Here is a 15,169-nt window from a genome sequence, read left to right as displayed (position 1 = left end):
GTGGAAGGAGGACCCGCCTGCGGCGGGCCTTTCCCCCGCCCCGCGCGGCACCGCCCCGGGGCCCCGGTGGGCCGCGCCTTCGTGGTCCGGTGCGGCCCGGTGGTCGGGCTGCGCCCACCCGTCCCGCCCTGCGGGACGATTGCCCGCAGCAGGGCTCATGCCTCTTCCCGCATCGGGATGCGGACCCCGCGGTCCTCGGCCACCGACTCCGCGATGTCGTAGCCCGCGTCGACGTGGCGGATGACGCCCATTCCGGGGTCGTTCGTCAGGACGCGGCGGATCTTCTCGCCGGCCAGTGCCGTGCCGTCGGCCACCGTGACCTGGCCGGCGTGGATCGAGCGGCCCATGCCGACGCCGCCGCCGTGGTGGAGGGAGACCCACGACGCGCCGGACGCGACGTTGACCATGGCGTTGAGCAGCGGCCAGTCCGCAATCGCGTCGGAGCCGTCGAGCATGGCTTCGGTCTCGCGGTAGGGCGAGGCGACGGAGCCGCAGTCGAGGTGGTCGCGGCCGATGACGACGGGGGCGGAGAGTTCGCCGCTGGCGACCATGTCGTTGAAGCGTTCGCCCGCGCGGTCGCGCTCGCCGTAGCCGAGCCAGCAGATGCGGGCGGGCAGGCCCTGGAAGTGGACGCGTTCGCCGGCCATCTTGATCCAGCGGGCGAGGGACTCGTTCTCGGGGAAGAGGTCGAGGATGGCGCGGTCGGTGGCGGCGATGTCCTTGGGGTCGCCCGACAGTGCCGCCCAGCGGAAGGGGCCCTTGCCCTCGCAGAAGAGCGGGCGGATGTAGGCGGGGACGAAGCCGGGGAAGTCGAAGGCGCGGGTGTAGCCGGCCAGCTGGGCCTCGCCGCGGATGGAGTTGCCGTAGTCGAAGACCTCGGCGCCGGCGTCCTGGAAGCCGACCATGGCCTCGACGTGGCGGGCCATGGACTCGCGTGCCCGGGTGGTGAAGTCGGCGGGGTCGGCGGCGGCGCGGTCGGCCATGTCGTCGAAGTCGATGCCGACGGGCAGGTAGGCCAGCGGGTCGTGGGCGCTCGTCTGGTCCGTCACGATGTCGATGGGCGCGTTCATCGCGAGCAGCTGCGGGACGAGTTCGGCGGCGTTGCCGAGGACGCCGATGGACAGCGGGCGGCGGGCGTCGCGGGCCTCGACGGCGAGCTGGAGGGCGTGGTCGAGGGAGTCGGCCTTGACGTCGAGGTAGCGGTGTTCGATGCGGCGTTCGATGGCGCGGGGGTCGCAGTCGATGCAGATCGCGACGCCGTCGTTCATGGTGACGGCGAGCGGCTGGGCGCCGCCCATGCCGCCGAGGCCGGCGGTGAGGGTGATCGTCCCGGCGAGCGTCCCGCCGAACTTCTTCGCGGCGACGGCGGCGAACGTCTCGTACGTGCCCTGGAGGATGCCCTGGGTGCCGATGTAGATCCAGGAGCCGGCCGTCATCTGGCCGTACATGGTCAGGCCGAGGGCCTCCAGGCGCCGGAACTCCTCCCAGTTGGCCCAGTCGCCGACGAGGTTGGAGTTGGCGATGAGGACGCGCGGGGCCCACTCGTGGGTCTGCATGACGCCGACCGGGCGGCCGGACTGGACGAGCATGGTCTCGTCCTGCTTCAGCGACCGGAGCGTGCGGACCATGGCGTCGAAGGAGCGCCAGTCGCGGGCGGCCTTGCCGGTGCCGCCGTAGACGACGAGCTTGTCGGGGTGCTCGGCGACCTCCGGGTCGAGGTTGTTCTGCAGCATGCGCAGTGCGGCTTCCTGCTGCCAGCCCCGGGCGCTCAGCTCGGTGCCTCGGGGTGCTCGCACGGGTCGCGGTCCGGACATGGGGCTCTGCCTCCCTGGCTCTGAATAGAACACTGCACAGTTTGGGTGGCTGAATACTGCTAGTCAACAGGGTGGGCCGGGCACATCAAGCCGTGTGGAGATGCAGAGCGCGGCGAGCCGCCGGGACGCGGCCGTGCGGGCCGCCGTGGGGCAGGGGATCGTCGGGGAAGGCCGGCCGGTCGCCGGACTGCTGGACGTAACGGGCATCCGGCAGGCCGCGGCCGGCCTGCGGGAGGCGTTCGCGCAGGTGGGGGCGGTGGATGCGCTGCACGCGTTCGCGGTGAAGGCGGCGCCGCTGGTGCCGGTGCTGCGACTGCTGGCAGATGAGGGCCTGGGCGCGGAGGTCGCCAGCCCCGGGGAGCTGGCGGTGGCGCGGGCCGCCGGGGTGCCGGCCGACCGGATCGTCGTGGACTCCCCCGCCAAGACCACCGCGGAGCTGCGCGAGGCGCTCGCCTCGGGCCTGGCGGTCAACGCCGACAACCCCCAGGAGCTCGCCCGGCTCGACGCGCTGGTCGCAGCCCTGCCGGGGCCCGTGCCGCCGCTGGGCCTGCGCATCAACCCGCAGGTCGGTGCCGGCAGCATCGGGGCGCTGAGCACGGCGACGGCGACGTCGAAGTTCGGGGTGGGGCTGCGCGATCCGGGGGCGCGGGAGTGGGTGGTGCGCGCGTACGCCGAGCGCCCGTGGCTCACCCGCGTCCACGCCCACACCGGCTCCCAGGGCTGCCCCCTGGAGCTGCTGGCGGAGGGCGTACGGGCCGTGTACGAGCTGGCGGAGGAGATCAACGCCGCGGCGGGCGAGCGGCGGGTGCGCACCGTGGACATCGGCGGCGGCCTGCCGGTGAACTTCGCCTCCGACGAGGTCGACCCCACCCACCACGCGTACGCCCGGCTGCTGGCCCGCACCGTTCCCGGTCTGTTCGACGGGCGCTACGGCCTGGTCACCGAGTTCGGCAGGTCGCTGCTGGCGAAGAGCGGCGTGATCCTGGCCCGGGTGGAGTACGCGAAGACGGCGGGCGGCCGCCGGATCGCGGTGACGCACGCGGGCGCCCAGGTGGCCTCGCGCACGGTGTTCGACCCCGGCTCCTGGCCGTTGCGCGTGGCGGCGTACGACGCGGTGGGCCGGCCCCGCACGGGCGCGCCCGTGGTGCAGGACGTGGCCGGCCCCTGCTGCTTCGCGGGCGACCTGGTCGCCACCGGCCGCCCGCTGCCGCCACTGGAGGCCGGGGACCACGTGGCGCTCCTGGACACCGGCGCGTACTACTTCGCGCACCACTACGCGTACAACACGCTCCCCCGTCCGGGGGTTTACGGCTATGTCTGCGACGAACAGGGTGTGCGTTTCGCTCCCGTGCGCCCTCCGCAGTCACTCGACGAGCTCGTGGCCGAGAACGGCGCCGGGCACGCCGCGGGGCTCAGCGCGCTGCGGTGACCACCGCGCCGCCCGCGGCCGGGCGCGTACGGCGCCGGGCACCGCCGGGCAGGGCGTCGCCGGCCGCGAGCCCGGTGGCGAACCAGCCGCTGACCGCGGCCGCGGCGGGACTGCCCTGGGCGCGTTCGGTGCGCACCCACAGCAGGGCGTCCGCGCGGCGCTCCAACCGGCCCAGCCACAGGGCCTTCGCCCACAGCCCGACGCCCAGCCCGGCCAGGCCCAGGCCCACCGCTGCGGGCACCGCGAAGGACGAGCCGACCGCGACCAGGAAGGCGACGGCCAGCCACCAGCGGCGCGCCCGCCGCCAGTTGCGCAGCGCAACGGCGCGGTCCTGCAGGTAGACCGAGCGCCCGGCGCGCTCGGCGCCGCCCGCCAGCTCGGCGTACCGCCCCCGGCGCGCGAGGAACGCCGCCACCCCCGCGACCACGAACGCTCCCGCGCCCGCCAGCAACCCGATCCGGCGCCCGGTCAGCCCCGGCACCAGGGCGCCGATGCCCGCGCCCAGGGCCCCGAGCCAGAACAGCCAGCGGGCCGGCGCCCGCACGATCACGGCCACGCGCGCCAGCGCATACGCTCCGCGACCCACGTCAGACCTCCTCGATCCATGCCTTCCGGTGACAGTTGCCCGGCACGCTAGCCGACGTTTCTGAGGACGAGCTGAGAGACGCCCGCGCACTGGGCCAGTGGAGTCATACCCCGGTATCACGGGCGAGTTGGCACCCGCGTATGTCGTGTCGTCGTACGGGCGGTCCCTATGGTCGTCGTATCGACGGGTGATCGACGGCAGCGGAGGGATGCGCCATGCCGGTGAACGAGCGGGCCCTGCGCAGGCGGGCCGTGGTGGCGGCGGTCGCGCTGGTCCTGACCGGACTGCTCGGGGTCCGCGCGCCCCACGCCCACGCCGCCGCGGCGGAGGTGGCGGAGGTGCAGCTTCCGGCGCCCACCGGGCCGTACCCGGTGGGCACCACCACCCGGCACCTGGTGGACACCTCCCGCACCGACCCCTGGCACCCGGGGCGCCGCGCGCACCGCGAGGTCATGGTGAGCCTGTGGTACCCGGCGGCCCGCGAGGGCTGGCGCGCGGGCGGCCCCACCGCCCCGTACATGCAGCCGCGCGCGGCCGGCCACTTCGGCCGGGGCACGCCCCTCGGGGCCGTCGACTGGTCGGCCGTACGCACCCACGCGCGCCCCGACGCGCCCGTGGCGCGCGGCGCCCGGGTGCGGCCCGTCCTGCTGTACTCGCCGGGGCTCGGCGACCCGCGCACCTGGAACACCTCGCTGGTCGAGGACCTCGCCTCCCGCGGCTACGTCGTCGTCACCGTCGACCACACCTACGACGCCTCCGAGGTCGCCCTGCCGGGCGGCCGGCTGGCCACCTCCGTCCTGCCCGCGCTCGCCGCACGGCGCGACGTGGACCCCGCCGCGGTGCTGCGCAAGGCGATGCGGGCACGGGTCGACGACCTGCGCTTCGTCCTCGACCGGCTCGGCGACCGCCGCGCCGCCCGCCTGCCGCACGCCCTGGCCGCCGCCATGGACCTGCGGCACGTGGGGGCGCTGGGACACTCCGCGGGCGGCTTCACGGCCGTCCAGGCGCTGTACGAGGACCGGCGCGTCGACGCCGCCGTCGACCTCGACGGCACCCTCGCCTTTCCCGGCCCCGGCGGCCTCTCCGCGGTCGCCCGCGCCGGCGTGCACCGGCCCCTGCTGCTGATGGGCACCGACGCGGCCGATTCCGGCGAGTACGACCGCCAGCCGTCCTGGCTCGCCCTGTGGCGGCACTCGCACGGGGCGTGGAAGGGCAACGCGACCCTCACGGGAGCGGAGCACGGGGCGTACACGGACGCGACGGTGGTGCTGCCGCAGCTGGCGCGGCAAGGAACCGTGCCGTGGTCCGCGGTGCGGGAGGCGGTGGGCACGGTGCGGCCCGAGCGGGCCGTGGGGGTCACGCGGGCGTACGTGGCGGCCTTCTTCGACCGCTTCCTGCGCGGGGGCGGCGCCCTGCCGCACTTCCCCGAGCTCCGGGAGCGGTAGCCGCCTGCGGCGGGGCGGTGCCGATCTGCGGCTGCGCCGTGGCTTGTCGCGCAGTTCCCCGCGCCCCTACGGGGCGCCCCGTAGGGGCGCGGGGAACTGCGCGACAAGCCACCGACGGCCCGCAGCCGACGCTATGGGGCGCGCGTGGTGCCCCCACGACGACGACCACGCCGGACGGGCACCGTCACTCCACGAACAGCCCCCGCGCAGCGGCCCGCGCGTCGAATTCCTCCAGCCTCGCCTGCGCGTCCGGTAGCGCGTCGCACATCGCTTCCAGCAGCACCCGCCCCAGCAGCATCGGTGCGCACGCCGTGTCGAAGGCCAGGCCCGTACCGACGGCCGCCGGGAGGAGGAGGTCGCTGTGGCGGGCCACGGGGGCGAAGGTGGAGTCGGCGACGGTGACGACCGTCAGGCCCGCCCCGCGGGCGTAGGCGAGGGCTTCGACGACCTCCCGCGGGTGCCGTGGCAGCGCGAAGCACAGCAGGGCCGTGGCACCCGCGCGGACCGCCCCGTCGATGCGGTCGGCGAGCAGGGTGCCGCCCTCGTCGAGCAGCCGGACGTCGGGGTGGACCTTGCGGGCGAAGTAGCAGAAGCCGGTGGCCTGGGCGGCGGCAGCGCGCAGGCCGAGGACGGGCAGGGGGCGGGAGGCGGCCAGGAGGCGGCCGGCGCGTTCGACGGGGGCGGGGTCGGCGAGGAGTCCGGCGAGGTGGCGGAGGTTGTCGATCTCGGCCTGGACGGCCTGCTGGTACTCGTTGGCCGAGGCGTCCTGCGCCGCCTCTGCGGCGGGTACGACGTCGCGCAGGTGGCGGCGCAGGGCGGGGTAGCCGTCGAAGCCGAGGGCGACGGCGAAGCGGGTGACGGAGGGCTGGCTGACGCCGGCGAGTTCGGCGAGTTCGACGCTGGAGAGGAAGGGCGCGTCGGCGGCGCGCCGCACCATGCAGTGGGCGATGCGCCGCTGGGTGGGGGTGAGCCGGTGGCCTTCGAAGAGTTTTTGGAGCCGTGCCGTGGCCTCCGGTTCACCGTTGGTCTCGCCCATCGGCCGGGCCCTCCTCGCCGTTCACCGTTCACCATTCACGCAGAAATTCTTCTGCATGGAATTATGCAGGGCGCTCAGAGCGGTGGCAGCAGCTTCTTCTGCGGCTTGCCCATGGCGTTGCGGGGCAGCGCGTCCAGGAAGCGGATGCGGCGCGGCCGCTTGTGTACGGACAGGTGGGAGGCGACGAAGTCGATGAGCTCCCGCTCGCCGACGCCGTCGGCGACGACGTAGGCGACGATCTCCTGGCCGAGGTCGTCGTGGGGGACGCCGACGACGGCGGCCTCGCTGACGGCCGGGTGGTCCAGCAGCGCGTTCTCCACCTCGCCCGCGCCGATGCGGTAGCCGCCGGACTTGATGAGGTCGGTGGAGGCGCGGCCCACGATGCGGTGGGTGCCGTCCTCCTCGATGGTGGCGATGTCGCCGGTGCGGAACCACCCGTCGTCGGTGTGGGCGGCCGCGGTGGCCTCCGGGCGGCCGAGGTAGCCGGTGAAGAGGGTGGGGCCGGTCACCTCCAGTTCGCCGATGCCGCCGGAGACGGCGGCCAGCCGGGTGCGCACGCCGGGCAGCGGCACGCCGACCGCGCCGGGGCGGCGCTCGCCGTCGGCCCGGGCCGAGACGGTGATCAGGGTCTCGGTCATGCCGTAGCGCTCGACGGGGCGCGCTCCGGTGAGCGCTTCGAGGTCGCGGAAGACGGGGGCCGGCAGTGCGGCGCTGCCGGAGACCAGCAGCCGGGCGCCGGCCAGGGCGCGGGCGGCGGAGGGTTCGCGCACCACGCGGGACCAGACGGTGGGCACGCCGAAGTACAGGCTGCCGCCGGCGGCCGCGTACGCCTGCGGGGTGGGGCGGCCGGTGTGCACCAGGCGGCAGCCGGTGCGCAGGGCCCCCAGCACGCCCAGGACCAGGCCGTGCACGTGGAACAGCGGCAGCCCGTGCACGAGGGTGTCCTCGGCGGTCCACTGCCATGCCTCGGCGAGGCCGTCGAGGCCGGCGGCGATCGCGCCGCGCGGGATGAGGGCGCCCTTGGGCGCCCCGGTCGTGCCGGAGGTGTAGAGCACGAAGGCAGTGGCCTTGGGATCGGGTTCGGGGCCCGACCAGGCCGCGCGGGCGCGAAGGTCCACGGGCTCGTCCTCGCCGAGGACGAGGGAGGCGCCCGAGTCGCGCAGGACGTGGTCGCGTTCGGCGGGTCCGGCGTCGGGGGGCAGCGGGACGACGGGCACGCCCGCCAGCAGGGCGCCGACGACGGCCACGACCGTCTCCAGTGCCGGTTCGGCGCGCACGGCGACGCTGTCCGCGCCCGCGATGCGGGAGGCCACCGCGCCCGCCGCGCCGAGGAGTTCCTCCCGCGAGCAGGACCGCCCGGCGATCGTCAGGGCGTCCGGCCGGTCGGCGGTGGCGGGCGCCGAGAGGGCCGTCAGCAGGGGTGGGGTCACGGTCCGCTCCTTCCGGCCCCGCCGGCGCGGGGCACGCCCCGACCGTACCGGCGGCACACGCACCGGGAGCAGGGGGAGCGGGGGGAGCGGGGCGGCACGCGCAGCACGGGGGCCGCCGCACCCCGGCCGGAGCCGGGGTCGGGACGACGGCGGTCCCCGCGCGGGGCACGGCCGCAGGTTCCGGGTACGGGCCCGGGCGGCCGCGCCCGGACGGCCCGGTGTCCGGGAGCCGCTCCGGAACACCCGCCGCCGCGTCGGCGCTGCCGGCCCGGGGAGCGGTGCTCCTCCTTGCCGGCGAGCACCACTATGCCGGACCCGTGTTAAGCCGGTGCTGCGCCCACGTGACGCATACGTACCTTTTACGGTCCGGCAGTTGGCCGGCCCGCGGCCGAACGGTTCCTACTTGGTGGCGCCGTTGCCGCCCTTGCCGCTCTCGGCCAGGAAGGCGAGCAGGTCCTGACGGCTGACCACACCGGTGGGCTTGCCCTCGACGAGGACGATCGCCGCGTCCGCGCCGCCGAGGACGGCCATCAGGTCGCCGACCGGCTCGCCGGAGCCGACCTGCGGCAGGGGGGCGCTCATGTGCTTCTCCAGCGGGTCCTCCAGGGAGGCCCGCTGGGCGAACAGCGCGTCCAGCAGGTCGCGCTCGACGACCGAGCCGACGACCTCGGCGGCCATGACGTCGGGGTGGCCGGCGCCGGGCTTGACGATGGGCATCTGCGAGACGCCGTACTCGCGCAGCACCTCGATGGCCTGGCCGACGGTCTCCTCGGGGTGCATGTGCACCAGCGAGGGCAGGCCGCCGTCCTTGCGGCGCAGCACGTCGCCGACGCGGGCGGCGTCGCCGGCCTCCTCCAGGAAGCCGTAGTCGGCCATCCACTCGTCGTTGAAGATCTTGCTGAGGTAGCCGCGGCCGCTGTCCGGCAGCAGCACCACGACGACGTCGTCCGGGCCGAGGCGCTTGGCGACCTCCAGGGCGCTGACGACCGCCATGCCGCAGGAGCCGCCGACCAGCAGGCCCTCCTCCTTGGCCAGGCGGCGGGTCATCTGGAAGGCGTCCTTGTCGGAGACGGCGATGATCTCGTCGGTCACCGTGCCGTCGTAGCAGGAGGGCCAGAAGTCCTCGCCGACGCCCTCGATCAGGTACGGCCGGCCGGAGCCGCCGCTGTAGACCGAGCCCTCCGGGTCGGAGCCGATGACCTGCACCCGGCCGTTGCTGATCTCCTTGAGGTAGCGGCCGGTGCCGCTGATGGTGCCGCCGGTGCCCACGCCCGCGACGAAGTGGGTGATCTTCCCCTCGGTCTGCTCCCAGAGCTCGGGGCCGGTGGAGTGGTAGTGCGACAGCGGGTTGTTGGGGTTGGAGTACTGGTCGGGCTTCCAGGCATTGGGCGTCTCGCGCACCAGGCGGTCGGAGACGTTGTAGTAGGAGTCCGGGTGCTCGGGGTCGACGGCCGTCGGGCAGACGACGACCTCGGCACCGTAGGCCCGCAGCACATTGATCTTGTCCTGGGAGACCTTGTCCGGGCAGACGAAGATGCACTTGTAGCCCTTCTGCTGGGCCACGATCGCCAGGCCCACGCCCGTGTTGCCGGACGTCGGCTCGACGATCGTGCCGCCGGGCTTGAGCTCCCCCGACTTCTCGGCGGCCTCGATCATCCGCAGGGCGATGCGGTCCTTGACCGAACCACCGGGGTTGAAGTACTCGACCTTGGCGAGGACGGTCGCCTGAATGCCTTCGGTGACGTGGTTGAGCTTCACGAGCGGGGTGTTGCCAACGAGCTCAATCATCGAATCGTGATACTGCACGGTGATCTCCGCGGTCGGGGGCAGGCCGTCGTCGCATGCCCGTGCCGCCAGCGTAGAGCGCATCCGACCTGTCGCGACGCGCGTTGTGACCACCGGCTCACGGGGCAACCTGCTATTGGCGCGCACTGGCAAGGGCGAGCCGGTTCCGTGAAGCTTTTATGAAGCGTGTGTAAAACGCGCACCGTGGCGCATTGTGTGCGCATGCGGCACGAAGGAGGCCGTCCGATGTCCAAGGCGAGGGCGAGGGCCGCCCGGCGGATCGCCGCCGCGGCGGCGTACGGGGGCGGCGGGGTCGGCGTGCTCGGCGGGGCGGCGCTCGGGGTGCTGCTCACCGAGGTGGCGCTGGCCCGGCGGGTCGTCGGCGGCGCCGGCGGGGTGCCCCCGCGGGCGGACGGCCGCTACGGATCGGCGTTCGTCCACCAGCTGGGACGCGAGCCGCTGCTGCTGGGCGTGCTGGGCGACTCCACGGCCGCCGGCCAGGGCGTGCACCGGATGCGGCAGACGCCGGGGGCCCTGCTGGCCACGGGGCTCGCGGCGGTGGCCGAGCGGCCGGTCGACATGCGCTGCGTGGCGCTGTCGGGCGCACAGTCGTACGACCTGGAGCGGCAGGTCACCCAGATCCTCAGCGATCCGCAGTGGGTCCCGGACGTGTGCGTGATCATGATCGGGGCGAACGACGTCACCCACCGGGTGCCGGCCGCGCGCTCGGTGCGGCTGCTGGCCGAGGCGGTGCGGCGGCTGCGGGGCGCGGGGTGCGAGGTGGTGGTCGGCACCTGCCCCGACCTCGGGACGATCGAGCCGGTGTACCAGCCGCTGCGCTGGCTGGCCCGGCAGCTGAGCCGGCAGCTGGCCGCCGCGCAGACGATCGGGGTGCTGGAGGCGGGCGGGCGCACGGTCTCCCTCGGCGACCTGCTGGGTCCGGAGTTCGCGGCGAACCCCCGGGAGCTGTTCGGTCCGGACAACTACCACCCCTCGGCCGAGGGCTACGCCACGGCGGCGATGGCGGTGCTGCCCACGCTGTGCGCGGCGCTGGGGCTGTGGCCGGAGGAGGAGCGCCCGGACGCGGCCCGGCGCGAGGGCATCCTGCCGGTCGACCGGGCGGCGGCGGAGGCCGCGGCCGAGGGCGGCACCGAGGTGGCGCCCACCTCCCGCTCCCGCTGGGCGCTGCTCAAGCGCCGCCGCAGGCGGCGGCTGCCGGGCGCCGACGCGGGGGCCCCGGGCACGGGTTCCGGCGCGGGTCCGGGGGTGACGGCGGCGCCGGTGACGGGCGAATGAGGGCCCAGCAGGGCGCTTGCGGGGCGCGGGAGACTGGAAAGAGGCCCGTTTCACAGGCGTGAAGTCGTGACCGGCCTCGTACTTGCGGGTAACTTCCCGGTGAGACCGGAGAGTCCCGCCCGTCCGCGCCCCTGGAGCCGTGATGCCCGAAGCCGTGATCGTATCGACCGCCCGCTCCCCCATCGGCCGTGCCTTCAAGGGGTCCCTGAAGGAGCTGCGGCCGGACGACCTCACCGCCACGATCATCCAGGCCGCGCTCGCCAAGGTGCCCGGGCTGGACCCGCGCGACATCGACGACCTGATGCTCGGCTGCGGCATGCCCGGCGGCGAGCAGGGCCACAACCTCGCCCGCATCGTGGCCGTGCAGATGGGCATGGACCACCTGCCCGCCACCACGATCACCCGCTACTGCGCCTCCTCGCTGCAGACCTCCCGCATGGCCCTGCACGCCATCAAGGCGGGCGAGGGCGACGTGTTCATCTCGGCGGGCGTCGAGATGGTCTCGCGGTCGGTCAACGGCTCCTCCGACGGGCAGCCCGGCACCCACAACCCCCTGTTCGCCGACGCCGAGGCCCGTACGGCCGCCCGCGCCGAGGCCGGCGGCGAGGGCTGGCACGACCCGCGCGAGGACGGGCTGGTCCCGGACGCGTACATCGCGATGGGCCAGACCGCCGAGAACCTCGCCCGCCTCAAGGGCGTCACGCGCGAGGACATGGACGCGTTCGGCGTGCGGTCGCAGAACCTCGCCGAGGAAGCCATCAAGAAGGGCTTCTGGGAGCGCGAGATCACCCCGGTCACCCTCCCCGACGGCACGGTCGTCTCCAAGGACGACGGCCCGCGCGCGGGCGTGACCCTGGAGGGCGTGGCGGGCCTCAAGCCCGCCTTCCGCCCCGACGGCCTGATCACGGCGGGCAACTGCTGCCCGCTCAACGACGGCGCCGCCGCCGTCGTGATCATGTCCGACACCAAGGCGCGCGAGCTGGGCCTGACCCCGCTGGCCCGCATCGTCTCCACGGGCGTCTCGGCGCTCTCCCCCGAGATCATGGGCTACGGCCCGGTGGAGGCCAGCCGGCAGGCCCTGAAGCGGGCCGGGCTGACCATCGACGACATCGACCTGGTCGAGATCAACGAGGCGTTCGCCGCGCAGGTCATCCCCTCCTACCGGGACCTGGGCATCGACCTCGACAAGCTCAACGTCAACGGCGGCGCCATCGCGGTCGGCCACCCCTTCGGCATGACCGGCGCCCGCATCACCGGCACGCTGATCAACTCGCTGCAGTTCCACGACAAGCAGTTCGGCCTGGAGACGATGTGCGTGGGCGGCGGCCAGGGCATGGCGATGGTCATCGAGCGACTGAGCTGAGCCGCAGCGGAGGGTAGGGGGCGCCTGAGGAACGAAGGCGGCACCTGCCCGCAGCGGAGGCGAAGCTCAGCGCGACCATGAACACGAGCGGCTGAGCTAGGGCCCCGTAACGGGCGCGGGGCCCTGTCGATTTGCGGCTCCGCCGCGTGGGCGCGACAAGCCACGACGCGCCCGCGGATGAAGCGCCGTGCTTCGGCTGCAGGCCGCCGGTGGCCGATCGCGCAGTTCCCCGCGCCCCTACGGGGCGCTGCCCGATCCGCCGGCCACGCCAAAAAGGCAAGCGGCAACTGCCAACGACAACTATCGGCCACCTTGCCGAAACGTGACCGAATCTCCCCCAGGATGTGACCAACGTCCCGGGGGAGATTCGTTTCCCCAGGTCAGGGTGGTTGAAGGAACAACGTCCGGGCCCTTGGTCCCGTCCGTTTGCTGACGTTTTGCACTGTGGGGCTCCCGAGGCATGCGCAATGCTGAGGTAGGAATTCGGGGGATCCAAGCAACCGGGAGTACGTCAGTGAGCGCCATGTCCCTTGCCCTGCTGCTGGGCGCTGCGGCCGCCACGGCCGCGGGCGTCGCCGCCCTGTACAGCACTCGCGGTCTGCGCCGGCAGATCACGGCCCTGCGGGCCGACCTGGCCGCGGCCCTCGCGGACCGGCCCGAGCGCCCCTCGGTGCCCGCCGCGCGCACCGCCCCGGCCGCCGAACTCGCCGAGATACGGGCCGCCGTCGCCGACGCACTGGCCGAGGAGCGCGAGCGCGAGCTGGCCGAGGCCCGGGCGTTCTGGGCCGCGCAGGAGGCCCGCGACCTGGCCGGCGCGGCGGACACGGCGGCCCTGCTGGGCGGCCTGCCCGACCTCGCGGCAGTGGACCCGCTCACCGAGCTGGAGTCCGAGGCCGCCGACTCCCCGGAGCTCGCGGCGGCCCGCCGTCGCCACCCCTCGCACCCGGACTTCTCGCCGACGGCCGCCTCGGCCGTCGGGGACCACGAGCGCACCATCGAGCGGCTCACCGAACTGGCCGACGGGCGCATCCCGCTGGCGGACGTGCGTCCCGGCCCGCTGGGCACGCTGGACGTGTACGTCTTCGCGGACGGCACGACGGTGTGCATGACGCCGGGGCACCGGGAGACGGCCGAGCGCCTGGCGGAGGCCCTGCGGGCCGGCGAGGCCCCCACGCTCCTGGGCGGCTCGGGGATCTCGGGCGCCTACGCCCTGACGTTCCGGTGCGAGGCCGGCCCCGTCTACGTCCTCGCGGACCGCGTCATCGCTTCGCTGTAGGCGCCTACAGCCCGCAGCGGTGGGCGGCGGCCTCCACCAGGCGCACGGCCTCGGCGACGTCCCCGCCGGACGCGGAGAGGGCTTCGGCCAAATCGTGGCCGGCCACCGCCACTTGGTCGGCGACCGCGAACATGCCCGCGTCCGGCATCTCGCGCACCTCGCTCACCTCCGGCTCCTCGATCCGCTGGGTACGGGCCGCCAGCTCCCTGGCCAGGGCCAGGGCCTCGGCGGCCGCGCCCCGGCTCAGGCGGGACTGCGGCAGGGTGCGCAGCCGGTCGGCGAACGCGTCCACGGCGGTGAGGAGGGGGGTCACATCGTCCACGCCCAGAGCCTATGCGCCTGCCACCGACTGTTGCCAACGCTTGAACACTCGGGCACGGTGACATGAAGGACCATCATTCGACGCGTCCGGAGGCGCCGATGTCCCACGTCTTCTCCGACGAGACCCACCGGAACATGCTCTCCCGCATCCCCCAGTGCACGGGCCGCGAGATCGCCGACTGGCTGCGCACGGTCGAGGAAGGACCCTCCCTCTCCCGCTTCGAGGAGAAGGTGAGCTGGCTGCGCGGAGCGCACGACCTGGCCTACGGCCACGCCAAGGCGATCGTCCACGAATACGACCTGCGACGGGCGGCGCGGAAGCTTCGGTAGCCGAGCGGCACGAGAAGGGCCCGGGAAGGCGATGCCTTCCCGGGCCCTGTTCTCGGCTCGGCCCTGTTCCCGACAGCCGCGGGGGCTAGTCGTTGTTCAGGATCGCGATGATCCGCAGGATCTCGGTGTAGATCCACACCAGCGACAGGGTCAGGCCGAAGGCGGCCAGCCAGGACTCCTCGCGCGGGGCGCCGTAACGCACGCCGTCCTCGATCTGCTTGAAGTCCAGCGCCAGGTAGGCGGCGCCGATCAGCACGCCGAGGACGCCCACGGCGATGCCCAGCGGGCCGCTGCGCAGGCCGAGGCCGTCACCGCCGCCGAAGACGGCGAACAGCGAGTTGGCCGCCATCAGCAGGACGAAGCCGATGCCCGCGCCGATCGCGAAGCGGGCGAAGCGGTTGTCGACCCGGATGATGCGGGTCCGGTAGGCGACGAGGACGCCGGCGAAGACGGCCATCGTGCCGAGCACGGCCTGCACGGGCGCGCCGTAGGCGACCGCGTTGTAGGCCTTGCTGACCACGCCGAGGAACAGGCCCTCGAACGCGGCGTAGGCCAGGATCAGCGCGGGGCTGGGCTTGGCCTTGAACGTCTGGACCAGACCGAGGACGAAGGCCACGATGCCCGCGCCGAAGCCGAGGCCGACGGGCAGCGACAGCGCCCAGGCGGCGGCAGCGGCGACGACCACCAGGCCCAGCGTCATGCCGGTGCGCGTGACGACGTCGTCGATCGTCATCCGCCCGGCGGTCTGCACGGGCGCCTGGGGCTGGCCCGTGTAGAGGTCCTGGCCGCCCTGGGCGTACGGGTTCGCCGCGTAGGGGTTGGTGGGCTGCGCGTACGGGCCGCCCGGCTGGGCGGTGCCGGCGTACGGGTTCGACGCGTAAGGGTTCGCGGCCCCGGCCTGCGGCTGCGCTCCGAAGCCCGCGTAACCGCTGTCGCGGCTGAACCCCCGTCGCGAGAAGACCGGGTTGCTGCTCCTCATCTCACTCCTCCATGGCCACCCTGCGCGGCCTTGGCCTCAAGCGTAATGGGTAGGCAAAGAAAAGGCGCTCCTGCCAGGG

The 15,169-nt window shown here is 74.2% G+C and carries 13 protein-coding genes; 6 read left to right on the top strand and 7 right to left on the bottom strand.

What is annotated here, in order from left to right; translation table 11 throughout:
* Nucleotides 1-155: 155 nt before the first annotated feature.
* A complete protein-coding gene (hutU, locus tag ABD361_RS23985; protein WP_344437785.1) occupies nt 156-1,814 on the bottom strand; it encodes a urocanate hydratase in 1,659 nt (552 codons plus the stop codon).
* A gap of 100 nt (nt 1,815-1,914) precedes the next feature.
* Here hutU and ABD361_RS23980 point away from each other — a divergent pair, with 100 nt between their 5' ends.
* A complete protein-coding gene (locus ABD361_RS23980) occupies nt 1,915-3,243 on the top strand; it encodes a type III PLP-dependent enzyme domain-containing protein (protein ID WP_344437883.1) in 1,329 nt (442 codons plus the stop codon).
* Here ABD361_RS23980 and ABD361_RS23975 read toward each other — a convergent pair.
* Nucleotides 3,227-3,829 (bottom strand): hypothetical protein, encoded by a 603-nt coding sequence (locus ABD361_RS23975; RefSeq protein WP_344437782.1) that lies wholly within the window; start codon nt 3,827-3,829, stop codon nt 3,227-3,229. The genes ABD361_RS23980 and ABD361_RS23975 overlap by 17 nt on opposite strands.
* Nucleotides 3,830-4,044: 215 nt before the next feature.
* On the opposite strand from ABD361_RS23975, the gene ABD361_RS23970 reads away from it, so the two are divergent.
* Nucleotides 4,045-5,274: an alpha/beta hydrolase family protein gene (locus ABD361_RS23970; protein WP_344437780.1), complete on the top strand. Its 1,230-nt coding sequence runs from the start codon at nt 4,045-4,047 to the stop codon at nt 5,272-5,274.
* Between the two features lie 184 nt (nt 5,275-5,458).
* Here ABD361_RS23970 and ABD361_RS23965 read toward each other — a convergent pair whose 3' ends face one another.
* From ABD361_RS23965 to ABD361_RS23955, 3 genes are all read right to left on the bottom strand, one after another.
* Nucleotides 5,459-6,310, bottom strand: coding sequence for a MurR/RpiR family transcriptional regulator (locus ABD361_RS23965; protein ID WP_344437778.1), 852 nt, complete (start codon nt 6,308-6,310; stop codon nt 5,459-5,461).
* Between the two features lie 74 nt (nt 6,311-6,384).
* Nucleotides 6,385-7,740: an acyl-CoA synthetase gene (locus tag ABD361_RS23960; protein WP_344437776.1), complete on the bottom strand. Its 1,356-nt coding sequence runs from the start codon at nt 7,738-7,740 to the stop codon at nt 6,385-6,387.
* A gap of 399 nt (nt 7,741-8,139) precedes the next feature.
* Nucleotides 8,140-9,546: a cystathionine beta-synthase gene (locus ABD361_RS23955; protein ID WP_344437774.1), complete on the bottom strand. Its 1,407-nt coding sequence runs from the start codon at nt 9,544-9,546 to the stop codon at nt 8,140-8,142.
* 225 nt (nt 9,547-9,771) lie between these two features.
* Here ABD361_RS23955 and ABD361_RS23950 point away from each other — a divergent pair, with 225 nt between their 5' ends.
* From ABD361_RS23950 to ABD361_RS23940, 3 genes are all read left to right on the top strand, one after another.
* Nucleotides 9,772-10,821: an SGNH/GDSL hydrolase family protein gene (locus ABD361_RS23950; protein WP_344437772.1), complete on the top strand. Its 1,050-nt coding sequence runs from the start codon at nt 9,772-9,774 to the stop codon at nt 10,819-10,821.
* A gap of 142 nt (nt 10,822-10,963) precedes the next feature.
* Nucleotides 10,964-12,184, top strand: a complete 1,221-nt coding sequence (locus ABD361_RS23945; RefSeq protein ID WP_344437770.1) for an acetyl-CoA C-acetyltransferase — start codon at nt 10,964-10,966, stop codon at nt 12,182-12,184.
* Nucleotides 12,185-12,698: 514 nt separating this feature from the next.
* Nucleotides 12,699-13,460, top strand: a complete 762-nt coding sequence (locus ABD361_RS23940; protein ID WP_344437768.1) for a hypothetical protein — start codon at nt 12,699-12,701, stop codon at nt 13,458-13,460.
* Nucleotides 13,461-13,464: 4 nt separating this feature from the next.
* Here ABD361_RS23940 and ABD361_RS23935 read toward each other — a convergent pair whose 3' ends face one another.
* Nucleotides 13,465-13,782 (bottom strand): hypothetical protein, encoded by a 318-nt coding sequence (locus ABD361_RS23935; protein WP_344437766.1) that lies wholly within the window; start codon nt 13,780-13,782, stop codon nt 13,465-13,467.
* 98 nt (nt 13,783-13,880) lie between these two features.
* On the opposite strand from ABD361_RS23935, the gene ABD361_RS23930 reads away from it, so the two are divergent.
* Nucleotides 13,881-14,111, top strand: coding sequence for a DUF4287 domain-containing protein (locus ABD361_RS23930; RefSeq protein WP_344437764.1), 231 nt, complete (start codon nt 13,881-13,883; stop codon nt 14,109-14,111).
* Nucleotides 14,112-14,196: 85 nt separating this feature from the next.
* On the opposite strand, the gene ABD361_RS23925 is transcribed toward ABD361_RS23930, so the two are convergent.
* Nucleotides 14,197-15,090 (bottom strand): Bax inhibitor-1/YccA family protein, encoded by an 894-nt coding sequence (locus ABD361_RS23925; protein ID WP_344437762.1) that lies wholly within the window; start codon nt 15,088-15,090, stop codon nt 14,197-14,199.
* Nucleotides 15,091-15,169 lie beyond the last annotated feature (79 nt).

The organism is Streptomyces luteosporeus, assembly GCF_039532865.1.
Lineage (GTDB): Bacteria > Actinomycetota > Actinomycetes > Streptomycetales > Streptomycetaceae > Streptomyces > Streptomyces luteosporeus.
This window is presented reverse-complemented; position numbering and strand designations above follow the sequence as displayed.

Bases quoted from the DNA above. Each gene is read 5' to 3' on its own strand.
- hutU (WP_344437785.1), bottom strand. From the start codon at position 1,814: ATGTCCGGACCGCGACCCGTGCGAGCACCCCGAGGCACCGAGCTGAGC.
- ABD361_RS23930 (WP_344437764.1), top strand. From the start codon at position 13,881: ATGTCCCACGTCTTCTCCGACGAGACCCACCGGAACATGCTCTCCCGC.
- ABD361_RS23980 (WP_344437883.1), top strand. From the start codon at position 1,915: ATGCAGAGCGCGGCGAGCCGCCGGGACGCGGCCGTGCGGGCCGCCGTG.
- ABD361_RS23950 (WP_344437772.1), top strand. From the start codon at position 9,772: ATGTCCAAGGCGAGGGCGAGGGCCGCCCGGCGGATCGCCGCCGCGGCG.
- ABD361_RS23945 (WP_344437770.1), top strand. From the start codon at position 10,964: ATGCCCGAAGCCGTGATCGTATCGACCGCCCGCTCCCCCATCGGCCGT.
- ABD361_RS23925 (WP_344437762.1), bottom strand. From the start codon at position 15,090: ATGAGGAGCAGCAACCCGGTCTTCTCGCGACGGGGGTTCAGCCGCGAC.
- ABD361_RS23970 (WP_344437780.1), top strand. From the start codon at position 4,045: ATGCCGGTGAACGAGCGGGCCCTGCGCAGGCGGGCCGTGGTGGCGGCG.
- ABD361_RS23965 (WP_344437778.1), bottom strand. From the start codon at position 6,310: ATGGGCGAGACCAACGGTGAACCGGAGGCCACGGCACGGCTCCAAAAA.